The organism is Bradyrhizobium sp. SZCCHNR3119 (genome assembly GCF_032487775.1).
Lineage (GTDB): Bacteria > Pseudomonadota > Alphaproteobacteria > Rhizobiales > Xanthobacteraceae > Bradyrhizobium.
In genome coordinates, this window is record NZ_JAUEUV010000002.1 from 29,869 (window position 1) to 44,207 (window position 14,339).

Annotated in this window: 6 protein-coding genes, 2 tRNA genes and 3 rRNA genes; all 11 read left to right on the forward strand. The window is 59.4% G+C overall.

The genetic code is table 11. The features are described 5' to 3' along the window. The first annotated feature begins 12 nt into the window (after window positions 1-12). The 11 genes from QX034_RS27405 to QX034_RS27455 all read left to right on the forward strand — a co-directional run bounded on the left by QX034_RS27405 (window position 13) and on the right by QX034_RS27455 (window position 14,278). Window positions 13-1,383 (forward strand): MATE family efflux transporter, encoded by a 1,371-nt coding sequence (locus QX034_RS27405; RefSeq protein WP_315707325.1) that lies wholly within the window; start codon window positions 13-15, stop codon window positions 1,381-1,383. 590 nt (window positions 1,384-1,973) lie between these two features. Continuing rightward, a 16S ribosomal RNA gene (locus QX034_RS27410) occupies window positions 1,974-3,462 on the forward strand. Between the two features lie 219 nt (window positions 3,463-3,681). Further along, window positions 3,682-3,758 (forward strand) — tRNA-Ile (locus tag QX034_RS27415). Window positions 3,759-3,795: 37 nt separating this feature from the next. Further along, a tRNA-Ala gene (locus QX034_RS27420) sits at window positions 3,796-3,871 on the forward strand. 436 nt (window positions 3,872-4,307) lie between these two features. Continuing rightward, window positions 4,308-7,149 (forward strand): 23S ribosomal RNA (locus tag QX034_RS27425). A gap of 78 nt (window positions 7,150-7,227) precedes the next feature. Next, window positions 7,228-7,342 (forward strand): 5S ribosomal RNA (gene rrf / locus QX034_RS27430). Together the 16S, 23S and 5S rRNA genes with 2 tRNA genes alongside form the textbook arrangement of a ribosomal RNA operon. A gap of 468 nt (window positions 7,343-7,810) precedes the next feature. Then, the gene (locus QX034_RS27435; protein ID WP_315707324.1) at window positions 7,811-9,814 is read left to right on the forward strand and encodes a cbb3-type cytochrome c oxidase subunit I; all 2,004 of its coding nucleotides are present in this window, start codon (window positions 7,811-7,813) and stop codon (window positions 9,812-9,814) included. Window positions 9,815-10,270: 456 nt separating this feature from the next. Next, on the forward strand, window positions 10,271-11,287 hold the full coding sequence (locus QX034_RS27440; protein ID WP_315707323.1) for a ribonuclease Z: 1,017 nt from the start codon (window positions 10,271-10,273) through the stop codon (window positions 11,285-11,287). Between the two features lie 200 nt (window positions 11,288-11,487). Then, window positions 11,488-12,711 (forward strand): MFS transporter, encoded by a 1,224-nt coding sequence (locus QX034_RS27445; RefSeq protein ID WP_315707322.1) that lies wholly within the window; start codon window positions 11,488-11,490, stop codon window positions 12,709-12,711. Window positions 12,712-12,734: 23 nt separating this feature from the next. Next, window positions 12,735-13,085 carry a Lin0512 family protein gene (locus tag QX034_RS27450; protein ID WP_315707321.1) on the forward strand — a complete coding sequence of 117 codons (351 nt, stop codon included), beginning with the start codon at window positions 12,735-12,737 and terminating at the stop codon, window positions 13,083-13,085. 110 nt (window positions 13,086-13,195) lie between these two features. Continuing rightward, window positions 13,196-14,278 (forward strand): Acg family FMN-binding oxidoreductase, encoded by a 1,083-nt coding sequence (locus QX034_RS27455; protein WP_315707320.1) that lies wholly within the window; start codon window positions 13,196-13,198, stop codon window positions 14,276-14,278. Window positions 14,279-14,339: the final 61 nt, after the last annotated feature.

A 14,339-nucleotide genomic window follows, 5' to 3' on the forward strand; every position in this document is an offset into this window, starting at 1 on the left:
CGGTCGGCAGCAGTGCGACTGACGGCAGCCGAGCGGTCCAACTCGACCGGCGAGGCGCCGCTATGGCGGGAGATGGTGCGGTTTGCGATCCCGCAGACTGCAAGTGCGGCGCTGCAATTGCTGTCCGGCACGATCACGGCCATCTATTTCGGCCAACTCCTTGGGTCATCGGCGCTGGCCGTTGCGTCCGCATTCTTTCCGATCTTCTTTCTCCTCGTCTCCTTTCTGATCGGGCTGATTTCCGGTGGCGTCGTGCTGGTCGCGCGGGCCCATGGGGCAGGGGACATTCTTCAAGTCAAAAGCGCCGCTGGAACGACGCTTTCTGTCTGCGCCTTGCTCAGCGTTGCCGTCGCGATCGTTGGCTATCGCATCTCTCCGGAGTTGCTCGAGATCATGGCCACGCCGCAAGACATCATGACCTCCGCCATCGACTATGCGCGCGTGACCTTCATCTCGTTGCCTGCGGTGACGTTGGTCTTTGCGTATATGTTTCTTTTGCGCGGCACGAGTGACGTGCAAACACCGCTTCTGGTTATGGTCATCTACATCGGTATCACGCTGGTGCTGACGCCGGCCATGATCCAGGGGTGGTGCGGACTGCCGCAGCTTGGCGTGACGAGTGCTCCATGGGCGAGCTTCATCGCCTGCGCCATATCGCTGCCGTGCCTCATCGTCTATCTGCGCGTGCGGCGGCATCCTATGGCTGTCGACCGGGAGTTCCTGCGTCGGCTTCGTATCGATTCCAAGATCGCTGCGCCGTTTTTCGGAATCGGCGTGCCCGGCGGGATCCAGACCGCGGTGACCTCGCTGTCGGAAGTGGCGATGGTCGCACTGATCAACCCGTTCGGATCGAGCGCGACTGCGGCTTATGGCGCCGTCAATCAGGTGGTCGGATATCTGCTCGTGCCCATGCAGGCGTTCGGGCTCGCCGCGACAGTTTTTGCTGCACAGGCGATCGGTGCAGGCAAGCCCGACCGCCTGGGAAAGGTCACGCGGATCGCAATCACGCTCGACCTGGCCGTAGGAATTTCGACGGTGATCGCGCTCGGCGTGTTTTCGCGGGCGGTTCTATCGTGGTTCGTGGTCGATCCCGCAACATTGGCGATTGCCGAGCGCGCGCTGCTGATCTCGCTGTGGAGCTATGTGCTCGCGGGTGTCAGCGAGGTTCTTGCCGGCGTCATGCGCTCGACCGGAACGGTCGTCTGGCCAACAGTGATTGCATTGGCCGGGATCTGGCTGGTGCAATTGCCGGCTGCCGATCTGCTGTCGCGTTGGGTTGGGCTGGAGGGCGTCTGGATGGGGTATCCGGCGGGCTTCACTGCGGCGCTCGTCGTGCAACTGGCGTACTACGGATTGATCTGGCGGGGACGAAGTCGCGGGTAAGGGCGGGGCGCATGCCTTCGCTTCAGCAGTTTTCTCAGTCGGAACATGCGGCGATGACCAGGACGCGTTTGCGAGATTGAGCCGCCTTGTGCATTGCGCGCGCTGCGCGATGCGGGGTTATCCAGAAATATTCACAGGCGTCGCAAAAAGTTCTTGTGTCGAATGCGGCATCGCACTATCACCCCGCCACGCCAGCCGGACATCACTGATGACTGAGGCCTGAACTTTCGGGACGAAGTTATTTTCTGGTTGGCCCTTGACGATCTCGGAAAATAAGCTATGTGAAGCGCCCCGGCTTTCGGGACTTCCTCGCTACCGAAATAATCGAGGTTGAAGCTCTTCGCAGCCTTTATGGCTTCGAAGCGCAGGCTGTTTGACAAGTGAAGATGAAGAAAGAGAAACGTGGACGGCGGAGTCCTTGCGGGTCTTGGGGTTGAGAGCTTCGGCTTTTGGTTCTGAGATCGGACGAGAAGACTTCGGCGGACAATGTTTCAAAGGTAACACCATGATCATTTGCGCTGTGAAGCGTGGGTGATTGATAGGTGGGACCTCGTCAAACGTTGTGATCAGCCGGTTCAAAGCTTCAAGTTCAACTTGAGAGTTTGATCCTGGCTCAGAGCGAACGCTGGCGGCAGGCTTAACACATGCAAGTCGAGCGGGCGTAGCAATACGTCAGCGGCAGACGGGTGAGTAACGCGTGGGAACGTACCTTTTGGTTCGGAACAACACAGGGAAACTTGTGCTAATACCGGATAAGCCCTTACGGGGAAAGATTTATCGCCGAAAGATCGGCCCGCGTCTGATTAGCTAGTTGGTGGGGTAAAGGCCCACCAAGGCGACGATCAGTAGCTGGTCTGAGAGGATGATCAGCCACATTGGGACTGAGACACGGCCCAAACTCCTACGGGAGGCAGCAGTGGGGAATATTGGACAATGGGCGCAAGCCTGATCCAGCCATGCCGCGTGAGTGATGAAGGCCCTAGGGTTGTAAAGCTCTTTTGTGCGGGAAGATAATGACGGTACCGCAAGAATAAGCCCCGGCTAACTTCGTGCCAGCAGCCGCGGTAATACGAAGGGGGCTAGCGTTGCTCGGAATCACTGGGCGTAAAGGGTGCGTAGGCGGGTCTTTAAGTCAGGGGTGAAATCCTGGAGCTCAACTCCAGAACTGCCTTTGATACTGAAGATCTTGAGTTCGGGAGAGGTGAGTGGAACTGCGAGTGTAGAGGTGAAATTCGTAGATATTCGCAAGAACACCAGTGGCGAAGGCGGCTCACTGGCCCGATACTGACGCTGAGGCACGAAAGCGTGGGGAGCAAACAGGATTAGATACCCTGGTAGTCCACGCCGTAAACGATGAATGCCAGCCGTTGGTGGGTTTACTCACCAGTGGCGCAGCTAACGCTTTAAGCATTCCGCCTGGGGAGTACGGTCGCAAGATTAAAACTCAAAGGAATTGACGGGGGCCCGCACAAGCGGTGGAGCATGTGGTTTAATTCGACGCAACGCGCAGAACCTTACCAGCCCTTGACATGTCTGGGACCGGTCGCAGAGATGTGACCTTCTCTTCGGAGCCCGGAACACAGGTGCTGCATGGCTGTCGTCAGCTCGTGTCGTGAGATGTTGGGTTAAGTCCCGCAACGAGCGCAACCCCCGTCCTTAGTTGCTACCATTTAGTTGAGCACTCTAAGGAGACTGCCGGTGATAAGCCGCGAGGAAGGTGGGGATGACGTCAAGTCCTCATGGCCCTTACGGGCTGGGCTACACACGTGCTACAATGGCGGTGACAGTGGGAAGCTAAGGGGCAACCCTTCGCAAATCTCAAAAAGCCGTCTCAGTTCGGATTGGGCTCTGCAACTCGAGCCCATGAAGTTGGAATCGCTAGTAATCGTGGATCAGCACGCCACGGTGAATACGTTCCCGGGCCTTGTACACACCGCCCGTCACACCATGGGAGTTGGCTTTACCTGAAGGCGGTGCGCTAACCAGCAATGGAGGCAGCCGACCACGGTAGGGTCAGCGACTGGGGTGAAGTCGTAACAAGGTAGCCGTAGGGGAACCTGCGGCTGGATCACCTCCTTTCTAAGGATGATCCTTCAGTGAACATCACGTTCACTATCGGATCGTTTTAGAAACATTCAGGGGCCATCACGATCGCCAGATCCTGATGAGCTCCATTGGCGGGATTTCGCCGTCTTCGTTTCTCTTTCTTCGCGGACGAACACGCGCCAGGGGCTGAGCGCAACGATCGGGCGCGACAGCGTCGTGGATCGCGGCACCGCAAGCCTCGTTAAGCGTTAAGGGCTTGTAGCTCAGTTGGTTAGAGCGCGCGCTTGATAAGCGTGAGGTCGGAAGTTCAAGTCTTCCCAGGCCCACCACTTTTCTGGCGCAGCATGGCATTCGTCTTCTGGTTACGGGGCCATAGCTCAGCTGGGAGAGCGCGTGCTTTGCAAGCATGAGGTCGTCGGTTCGATCCCGTCTGGCTCCACCAGATGGTTTGATTGCCGGTCGGCAGCTTGAGAGAGCGCAGGTTCGACATCGTCCGCGAGACACCAATTCGCATCTCATTGTCCTCACCAGGACTTGAGGCTGCGTGTTATCTGACATCGTGAAGAGGAGATCGATCCGAGTTGGGATCGTGCAGGCTGAGGGCATTCACTCGAGCAATCGAGCGGGAGCTTTCGGCATTAAACTGTGCGTGACCTTCACTATCTCCGGGCCGTTTCGGCGCAAGACGGAAGCTGTGAAGCTTTCGTGTTGTTGTAAACGGCTCTGTTAGCGAAGCTTGACCGCCTCGCTATCGGTTCGATCTTAAGAAGCAAGCTGGTCTTTCTAAATCAGTGTCCGCGCCGCCTTGACGCCTGTCCTTCGGGAGAGGTGAGGGCGGTGAACATTCTGCCGAGTGTGTGGACATTGATGATGAGAGCAATCAAGTGCCTTAAGGGTGTTCGGTGGATGCCTTGGCGCTGAGAGGCGATGAAGGACGTGCTACGCTGCGATAAGCCGTGGGGAGCTGCGAAGAAGCTTTGATCCGCGGATTTCCGAATGGGGAAACCCACCTTCGATAGCCGGAACTCCAAGACCTTGGTTTTGGAGTTTGATCAGATACTGAGAGAATTCGAGGCCGTGAGGTCTTGGATTTCCGGTTATCAAGAGAAGGTATGAGACTTCTGAATACATAGGAGGTTTCAAGCGAACCCAGGGAACTGAAACATCTAAGTACCTGGAGGAAAGGACATCAACCGAGACTCCGCTAGTAGTGGCGAGCGAACGCGGACCAGGCCAGTCATGAATGAACGACAACCAGAACCTGTCAGGAAAGCAGGGCCTCAGAGGGTGATAGCCCCGTATGGGTAATTCAATCATTCATGCTCGAGTAAGGCGGGACACGTGCAATCCTGTCTGAACATGGGGGGACCACCCTCCAAGCCTAAGTACTCCTCAGCGACCGATAGTGAACCAGTACCGTGAGGGAAAGGTGAAAAGCACCCCGACGAGGGGAGTGAAATAGACCTGAAACCGGACACCTACAAACAGACGGAGCCCAAGATGCGTTCTGGGTGACGTCGTACCTTTTGTATTATGGGCCAGCGACTTAATTTAACGAGCAAGCTTAAGCCGATAGGCGTAGGCGCAGCGAAAGCGAGTCTGAATAGGGCGCCAAGTTCGTTGTATTAGACCCGAAACCTAGTGATCTAGCCATGAGCAGGTTGAAGGTGAGGTAACACTCACTGGAGGACCGAACGGGTGCCTGTTGAAAAAGGCTCCGATGACTTGTGGTTAGGGGTGAAAGGCCAATCAAACTGGGAAATAGCTGGTTCTCCGCGAAAGATATTTAGGTATCGCCTCGGACGAATACCTCAGGGGGTAGAGCACTGGATGGGCTAGGGGGACTTACCGTCTTACCAAACCCAACCAAACTCCGAATACCTGAGAGTACTATCCGGGAGTCACACGGCGGGTGCTAACGTCCGTCGTGGAGAGGGAAACAACCCTGACCTACAGCTAAGGCCCCCAATTCGTGGCTAAGTGGGAAAGGATGTGGAAATCCCAAAACAACCAGGAGGTTGGCTTAGAAGCAGCCATCCTTTAAAGAAAGCGTAACAGCTCACTGGTCTAAATAAGGGTTTCTGCGCCGAAGATGTAACGGGGCTCAAGCCACGAGCCGAAGCTTAGGGTGCATCGCAAGATGCGCGGTAGCGGAGCGTTCTGTAAGCCTGCGAAGGGCGACTCGTGAGAGCGCCTGGAGGTATCAGAAGTGCGAATGCTGGCATGAGTAACGACAAACACTGTGAAAGACAGTGTCGCCGAAAGTCCAAGGGTTCCTGCGTAAAGTTAATCTTCGCAGGGTTAGCCGGTCCCTAAGGCGAGGCCGAAAGGCGTAGTCGATGGGAATGCAGTGAATATTCTGCAGCCAGTGGATGGTGACGAATCCCGTGTGTTGTCCGACCTTAACGGATTGGTCGGGCCTCGAAGGGGTTCCAGGAAATAGCCTCCACATCAGACCGTACCCGAAACCGACACAGGTGGACTGGTAGAGTATACCAAGGCGCTTGAGAGAACTATGTTGAAGGAACTCGGCAATTTACCTCCGTAACTTCGGGATAAGGAGGCCCATTGCATGCGCAAGCATGCAGTGGGGGCACAGACCAGGGGGTGGCAACTGTTTAACAAAAACACAGGGCTCTGCGAAATCGTAAGATGACGTATAGGGTCTGACGCCTGCCCGGTGCCGGAAGGTTAAGAGGAGAGGTGCAAGCCTTGAATCGAAGCCCCGGTAAACGGCGGCCGTAACTATAACGGTCCTAAGGTAGCGAAATTCCTTGTCGGGTAAGTTCCGACCTGCACGAATGGCGTAATGACTTCCCCGCTGTCTCCAACATAGACTCAGTGAAATTGAATTCCCCGTGAAGATGCGGGGTTCCTGCGGTCAGACGGAAAGACCCCGTGCACCTTTACTGTAGCTTTGCGCTGGTATTCGTGACTGTTTGTGTAGAATAGGTGGTAGGCTTTGAAGCTCGGGCGCCAGCTCGGGTGGAGCCGCAATGTGAAATACCACCCTAATGGTTATGGATATCTAACCGCATCCCGTCATCCGGGATCGGGACAGCGCATGGTGGGCAGTTTGACTGGGGCGGTCGCCTCCCAAAGAGTAACGGAGGCGTGCGAAGGTAGGCTCAGAACGGTCGGAAATCGTTCGTCGAGTATAATGGCAAAAGCCTGCCTGACTGCGAGATCTACGAATCGAGCAGAGACGAAAGTCGGTCATAGTGATCCGGTGGTCCCGCGTGGATGGGCCATCGCTCAACGGATAAAAGGTACGCCGGGGATAACAGGCTGATGACGCCCAAGAGTCCATATCGACGGCGTCGTTTGGCACCTCGATGTCGGCTCATCACATCCTGGGGCTGGAGAAGGTCCCAAGGGTTCGGCTGTTCGCCGATTAAAGTGGTACGTGAGCTGGGTTCAGAACGTCGTGAGACAGTTCGGTCCCTATCTGCCGTGGGTGTTGGAATGTTGAGAGGATTTGCCCCTAGTACGAGAGGACCGGGGTGAACGTACCTCTGGTGGAGCTGTTGTCGCGCCAGCGGCAGTGCAGCATAGCTATGTACGGACGGGATAACCGCTGAAGGCATCTAAGCGGGAAACCCACCTCAAAACGAGCATTCCCTTGAGAACCGTGGAAGACGACCACGTTGATAGGCCGGATGTGGAAGTGCAGTAATGCATGCAGCTTACCGGTACTAATCGTTCGATCGGCTTGATTGCTCTCATTGTCAGTGTCCATTTGGACCTCGATCGCATCGCGATCGAACAGCTTGCTTCTTACCCGTTGTCCTTCGCCGGCCTGGTGGTCTTAGCGAGGAGCCTGAACCCGATCCCATCCCGAACTCGGCCGTTAAACTCCTCAGCGCCAATGGTACTAAGGCTCAAGCCTTGGGAGAGTAGGTCGCCGCCAGGCCTGCAAAGGACAATCCAACACCTCTTCACAAACCCCACATCAAAACCGCCGCGAAGGAAACCCCTCCGCGGCGGTTTCGTTTTGGCAATTTGTCAAATGGACTCGGATGAGTAATCGGTGCTTCGGATTCCGAACATTCGCTCGCAGCAGCCTTCATCCGATTCGTTTGCGGCCTTGCCGGCCCAGACGCGGTGATGCGGATGGTGGCCGCGGCGGGCAGTGCCAAGCAGCGAGCGCGCTCGGCCCCGGTCGATAAAGTCGATAAAGCGGAAGTTGACCGGCGCGCAGCCGCCATAAGGTCGCCTCATCCGGGTGACGCGTCTCGCGAAACTCTCTGGAACCGAATCGGTTCTTTTCCGTATTCAACGGGCAATGTAGACGCGTGGCCCTTTATCCGGGCACGCGCCAATGGAACCGGCCGGCTGCCGAGCGATTCCGGATCGGCAGCCGCACACGTCGGAGCGACCGATGCTTGGCAAGCTCACCTGGTCGGCAATTCCATTCGATCAACCGATTCCCCTGGTCGCCGCCGGCGTGGTGCTTGCCGTGATTCTCGGCGTTCTGCTGTGGGTGCTGATCAAGGGCTACATTCCCTATCTCTGGCGGGAGTGGATCACCAGCGTCGATCACAAGCGGATCGGCATCATGTATGTGCTGCTCGCCTTCGTGATGCTGCTGCGGGGCGGAACCGACGCCATCATGATGCGCTTGCAGCAGGCGATCGCGTTTCACTCCAACGGCTATCTGCCGCCGGAACATTACGACCAGATCTTTTCCGCCCACGGCACGATCATGATCTTCTTCGTGGCGATGCCGTTCGTGATCGGGCTCATGAACCTCGTCGTCCCGCTGCAGCTCGGGGTCCGTGACGTTGCATTCCCCACCTTGAACTCGGTAGGCTTCTGGTTGACCGCGACCGGTGCGCTCCTGGTCAATCTCTCACTCGTCGTCGGCGAATTCGCACGCACCGGGTGGCTGCCGTTCCCGCCCTTGTTGGAGCTGACCTATTCGCCCGGCGTGGGCGTCGATTATTACCTGTGGGCGCTGGAGATTTCGGGCGTCGGGACGTTGGTGGCCGGCATCAATCTCGTGACCACCATTCTCAAGCTCCGCACCAGAGGCATGAGCTACCTGCGGATGCCGATGTTCTGCTGGACCACGCTCGCGTCGAATCTCCTGATCGTGGCGGCGTTTCCGATCCTGACAGCGACGCTGACCATGCTGATCCTGGACCGCTATTTCGGCTTCCATTTTTTCACCAATGAAGCCGGCGGCAACGTCATGATGTTCATGAACCTGATCTGGGCCTGGGGCCATCCCGAGGTCTATATCCTGGTGCTGCCGGCGTTCGGCATCTATTCGGAAATCGTGCCGACCTTTTCCGGCAAGTCGTTATTCGGCTATCGTTCGATGGTGTTGGCCACCATGGCGATCTGCATCGTCTCGTTCATGGTCTGGCTGCATCACTTCTTCACGATGGGGGCGGGGCCGGAGGTGAACGCCATCTTCGGCATTGCCAGCATGGTGATTGCGATCCCGACCGGCGTGAAGATCTATAATTGGCTGTTCACGATGTATGGCGGTCGTGTCCGCTATTCGACACCGATGCTGTGGTCGGTCGGCTTCATGGTGACGTTCCTGTTCGGCGGGCTCACGGGCGTGCTCTTGGCGATGCCGCCGGCGGATTTCCTGCTGCACAACAGCCTGTTCCTGGTGGCGCATTTCCACAATGTCATCATCGGTGGCGTCCTGTTCGGGGCGTTTGCCGGCATGACCTACTGGTTTCCGAAGGCCTTCGGTTTCCGCCTCCATGAGGGATGGGGCAAAGCGGCGTTCTGGTTCACCCTTGCCGGGTTCTATGCGACCTTCGTGCCGCTCTATGCGGTCGGGCTTCTCGGGATGACGCGTCGCATGCAGCACTACGATGTCGCCGAATGGCGGCCATGGATGCTGGCTGCCGGTGCTGGAATGGTGCTCCTCGTCATCGGAGTCGTCCTGCAGATCCTGCAGCTTGTCTTCAGCATCCGTGATCGCGAACTGCTACGCGATCGGACTGGCGATCCCTGGGACGGACGTTCGTTGGAATGGGCGACGTCCTCGCCGCCGCCCGCGTTCAATTTCGCCGTCCTGCCCAATGTGACCGGGCTCGACGCCTATTGGACGATCAAGGAAAAGGCCACGGCCGAGCAGCTTCGCGAGAAGGAGTCGCGGGAATACGAGGACATCGAGATGCCCCGCAATTCACCGACCGGATTCGTCTGTGCCTTCTTCGCGACCGTAATGGGGTTTGCGCTGATCTGGCACATCTGGTGGATGGTTGCGCTGGGCGCCGTCGGTGCGTTTGCGACCTTCGTCGTCTTCGCCTGGCGCGATCGCGACGAGTATGTCATCCCCGCTGCCGAGGTGGCGCGGATCGACCGTGCGATCATTGCGTCGCGCCGCGGGCTCGTCACGGCAGCAGGCGACATCTGATGCTGAAGGGCGGAATTGCGAAGTGGGCCGTGGCTTGGACCGGGCGGCCGAGGTCGGACGGCTGGTCGGATCAGGTCTGCCTTCGATGGCCAGCCGCGCGGCCCGATTATGGAATCGCCGCGCGGGATCGCTTTACATTTTGCAGACTCGAAAAGCAGCAAGGTTTTGAGGCGCTCAGCGCCTCATCGTTCCGTTCGATCACTTCCATCGGGCTGATTCAACATGGTCGCTCTGAGCAGCCCGAATAGCCGACGCGGCCATCTGCATCCGCACACGTGATGCTGTGCATCGGCACGCTCCGCCAGGGCTCGCATTGGCTGGCGACGGCTGTTGAAGGAGAGTGGTATACAGATCGTTCAGAGAGTTGAACGCCCGTATCGTCACCGTGCCATAGATTTGACGGCGGGCTCAACCATCGGGCAGCTCCCATGAGCAGGTCACTATGAGCAGGTCACCATGAGCTGGTTGGTCCAGTCGCGTCTGATCAATGATGTATTCGGCGATCCCGGCCTCTACGTCGATTTTCGCTTTGGCCGTCGCGCGATGCTGTTCGATCTCGGCGACCTCGGTCCGTTGTCGGCGCGGGAGTTGTTGCGGGTGAGCGACGTCTTCGTCAGCCACCGTCACCTGGACCATTTCTGCGGCTTCGACCGGTTGCTGCGAGTGCGTCTCAACCATGAAGGAGTTCTTCGTATCGTCGGGCCGGCAGGCCTGATCGATGGCATCGCCGCCAAGCTCGCCGCTTATGAATGGAATCTGCTCGGGGAGAATTCGCCCGATTTCTCGATCGTCGCGGCTGAGTTCGTCGAAGACCGTCTGACGCGATCGGTCACGTTCAGGGCGCGTGACGCATTCGAAGCTCGGCCGCTGGGTCTCACCCCATTGCCCGAGGGCGTCGTGTTCGACGATGGCGAGGTGCGGATTGAGTCGCGGATGCTGGAGCACAGCCTTCCTTGCCTGGGATTCGCGTTGCAGGAAGCCCTGCGTGTCAACGTCTGGACTGAGGGGGTGAATGCACTGGGGCTGCAGGTTGGGCCCTGGCTCAATCGCGCCAAGAGTGCTGCGCGGCGAGGTGAGGGCGATGAGACGCCGATCGATGTCGGCAATGGTCGCGTCGAACTGCTCGGCCGATTACGTCGGCATGTGCTCAAGAGCGGGCCGGGACAGCGCATCGCCTATGTCACCGATGCTGCCTTCACGCCGGCGAATGTCGAGAGCGTCCTTATGCTCGCGAAGGAGGCCGATCACCTCTTCATCGAGAGCGCGTTCGCGGGAGCTGACGAGGACATCGCCCGTCAGCGCCGGCACCTGACCGCAACGCAAGCCGGCGAGCTCGCGCGCAAGGCGGGCGCGAGGCGGCTCACGACCTTCCATTATTCGCCGCGCTATCTTGAGGAGCCGGAGCGCCTGCGGCAGGAGGCGGAGGCGGCATTCCACGGCGATGTCCTCGCACGGGAGCCGACCAGCCCGTAGCGCTGGGTATCGGCGAGAGGCAATACCTGCGAGAGCGCTTTGCGGTTATCATGGCCCCAAATCCTCCATCGCGAACAGCTTCTGCGCTCGCCGCAAGGGCTTCGGTCATACAGGCAGCACAGGGCTGCTATCCCGACCGACAGTCGATTTGCCGCGACCTTTCCTGCTATTGCGTTGCAGCAGGAAAAGGGATTTCCAGGATGAAAGCGGTCGAGACGAAGCAGCCCGTCGCCAGGGCAGGCGAGATTGGGCGCGGGACGCTGCTCGCCATGGCGGCGGCGACCGGCATTGCCGTCGCCAATATCTATTACAACCAGCCGATGCTGGGGCTGATCGAGCGCGAATTCCATGGCCAGGCGGCGGCCGGCTACGTTCCGACCGCCACCCAGCTCGGTTATGCCCTGGGGCTGTTCTTCCTGGTGCCGCTCGGCGATATCCACCGGCGCCGCACGCTGATCATCGCTCAGTTCGTCCTGCTTGCCGCGGCGCTCGCTGCAACGGCGCTTGCGCCCTCGGCGATCTGGCTTGCGATCACCTCGCTTTTGACGGGCGCCGGCGCCACCGTCGCGCAGCAGATCGTGCCGTTCGCGGCATCGCTGGCCTCTGCCAAACGGCGCGGCGCGACCATCGGCACGGTGATGTCCGGACTTCTGCTGGGCATCCTGTTCAGCCGTACCCTGTCGGGCTTCGTCGGCGAGCATGCCGGATGGCGCGACATGTTCTGGCTCGGCGTCCCGCTCGCACTGGTGGCCGCGCTATTGATGGCGGTCGCCTTGCCGGATCATGCGGCGGCCTCGCGAATGGGCTATCACACCGCGCTGCGTTCGCTCGCCACGCTGTGGATGCGGCAGCCCGCACTGCGCACGTCGACCCTGGTGCAAGCGGCGCTGTTCGGCTCCTTCAGCGCTTTCTGGACCATTCTGGCGCTCTATCTGCAAGGTCCCCAATTCCATCTTGGTGCTGATGTCGCCGGATTGTTCGGAGTTGTCGGCGCGGTCGGCGTTCTCGCTGCGCCGTTCACCGGCAAAGCCGCGGATCGCCGCGGCCCGCACGTCATGATCTGGCTCGGCGCCACGTTGGTGTTGTTGGCGTGGGTTATTTTCGGCCTGTGGGCTACGCTTGCAGCCTTGGCGCTGGGCGTCGTCCTGCTCGATTTCGGCATTCAGAGCGCGCTGATTTCCAACCAGCACATCATCTTTGCGCTCGATCCGGAGGCGCGCAGCCGGGTCAACACGATCTTCATGACCGGCATGTTTCTTGGCGGAGCTTTCGGTTCTGCCGTTGCAACGTTCGCCTGGACCACGCATCATTGGATCGGCGTCAGCTGTCTCGGCGGCGCGCTCGTCGTCGTGGCGCTGGCGGTGAAGGCGCTGGAGTATCGCTCGCGACGCGCCGCCAAAGCCGCCGTAGCTCTGAACCAATGAGCCGATTTTGAGAGGATGTTTTCATGGCACGCGTGCGCTGTATCACCGAAATGGGCATGGGTGTCGACGTGCACGGGCGCGATGCCACGAAGGCTGCGAAGCGCGCGGTCTCGGACGCGATCCGCCATTCGAGCGTGGGCTTTTTCCGCCTGCTCGGCAAGACGCCGCACGACATGTTCGTTGACGTCACGGTTGCGGTCCCCAATCCTGAGACTGTCGACACCGACGCGGTCGCCAAGGAGCTGCCCTATGGCACGGTCAAAGTCACCGCCGTGAAAGGCGGGCTGGAAATTCCAGCCGAGCAGGGCGTCGATGCGATCATCATTGCCAATGCCGCGGTGCTCGTCAGCCTGGATGACGAGAAGGGCGGCTAAACGGGTCCTGTTTTCGGAGCGCTGCGGAGCAGCTTGATCTGCGGCAACGCATCGGCCGGAGAGCCGATGCAGAATTCGTGTCGGCGCTTTTAGCTTCGGCACGACACCGCATGAACAGACGAACTTTGCTCATTGGCGCCGGCACTCTGCTTGCCGCCGGCACGGGCCTCTCGGCATGGCGCAGGGCGGCCGGATCGATGGCGGACTACGAGGCCTATTCTGCGCAGCTCCGCGCAGCGATGACGTCCGACATCGCCGATGTGATCCGTTACGCTGTCCTCGCGGCGAATAGCCACAATACCCAGCCCTGGCGCTTTCGTGTGACCGGCGAGGCGATCGACATCCTGCCGGATTTTGCAAGGCGCACGCCGGTCGTCGATCCGGACGATCATCATCTTTTTGTCAGCCTCGGCTGCGCTGCGACCAACCTTGCGACTGCAGCATCTGCGAGCGGTCGTCCCGGTGAGATCGCCGTGCTGCCGGACGCGTCTGGGGTGCGCTACGCCTTCGCAAGCGGACAGCCCCGGCCGGAGCCGTTGCTTGCAGCCATCGCGAAACGGCAGTCGACGCGCGCGGATTATGATGGCCGCACGGTCCCTGCCGCCGATCTCGCTAAGCTGCAAGCCGCCGGTGCCGAACCAGGCGTCAATCTTGTCGTCGTCACTGCGCGCGCGGAGATGGCGAAGATCGGAGACCTCGTGATTGCCGGTAATTCCGCGCAGATGGCCAATCCCGCCTTCATGCGCGAGCTTGAGCAGTGGGTACGCTTCAATCCTCGCAGCGCCATGGAGATGGGGGACGGACTGTTCTCGGCTGCGAGCGGAAATCCATCTTTGCCGACCGCATTGGGCCGCATCGCCTTCGACCATGTGATCAGTGCTGCTTCGGAGAACGATAGATATGCGCGCCAGATCGCATCCTCGGCCGGTCTGGCGATCTTCATCGGCGACGAAGCCACATCGGCGCATTGGATCAAAGTGGGACAGGCGTGCCAGCGCTTCGCGCTTGAGGCGACGCGGCTCGGATTGAAGCTTGCCTTCATCAACCAGCCCATTGAGGTGGCGAGCTTGCGGCCGGAGCTCGCACGGCTGATCGGGACGGCCAAGCGCCCGGACCTCGTCCTGCGCTTCGGCTACGGGCCGACGCTGCCTTATGCACCGCGCCGTCCGGCCTCCCAAGTGCTCAGTTCATGAGTCGTTCCTGTCAAGATTGACGGATTGGCAAAGCGGTGCATGGTAAAGCCATGTTCGAGAA

What these genes read in the sequence shown, in the direction of transcription:
- QX034_RS27450 (WP_315707321.1), top strand. Translation starts at nt 12,735, where the DNA reads ATGGCACGCGTGCGCTGTATCACCGAAATGGGCATGGGTGTCGACGTG.
- QX034_RS27455 (WP_315707320.1), top strand. Translation starts at nt 13,196, where the DNA reads ATGAACAGACGAACTTTGCTCATTGGCGCCGGCACTCTGCTTGCCGCC.
- QX034_RS27440 (WP_315707323.1), top strand. Translation starts at nt 10,271, where the DNA reads ATGAGCTGGTTGGTCCAGTCGCGTCTGATCAATGATGTATTCGGCGAT.
- QX034_RS27435 (WP_315707324.1), top strand. Translation starts at nt 7,811, where the DNA reads ATGCTTGGCAAGCTCACCTGGTCGGCAATTCCATTCGATCAACCGATT.
- QX034_RS27445 (WP_315707322.1), top strand. Translation starts at nt 11,488, where the DNA reads ATGAAAGCGGTCGAGACGAAGCAGCCCGTCGCCAGGGCAGGCGAGATT.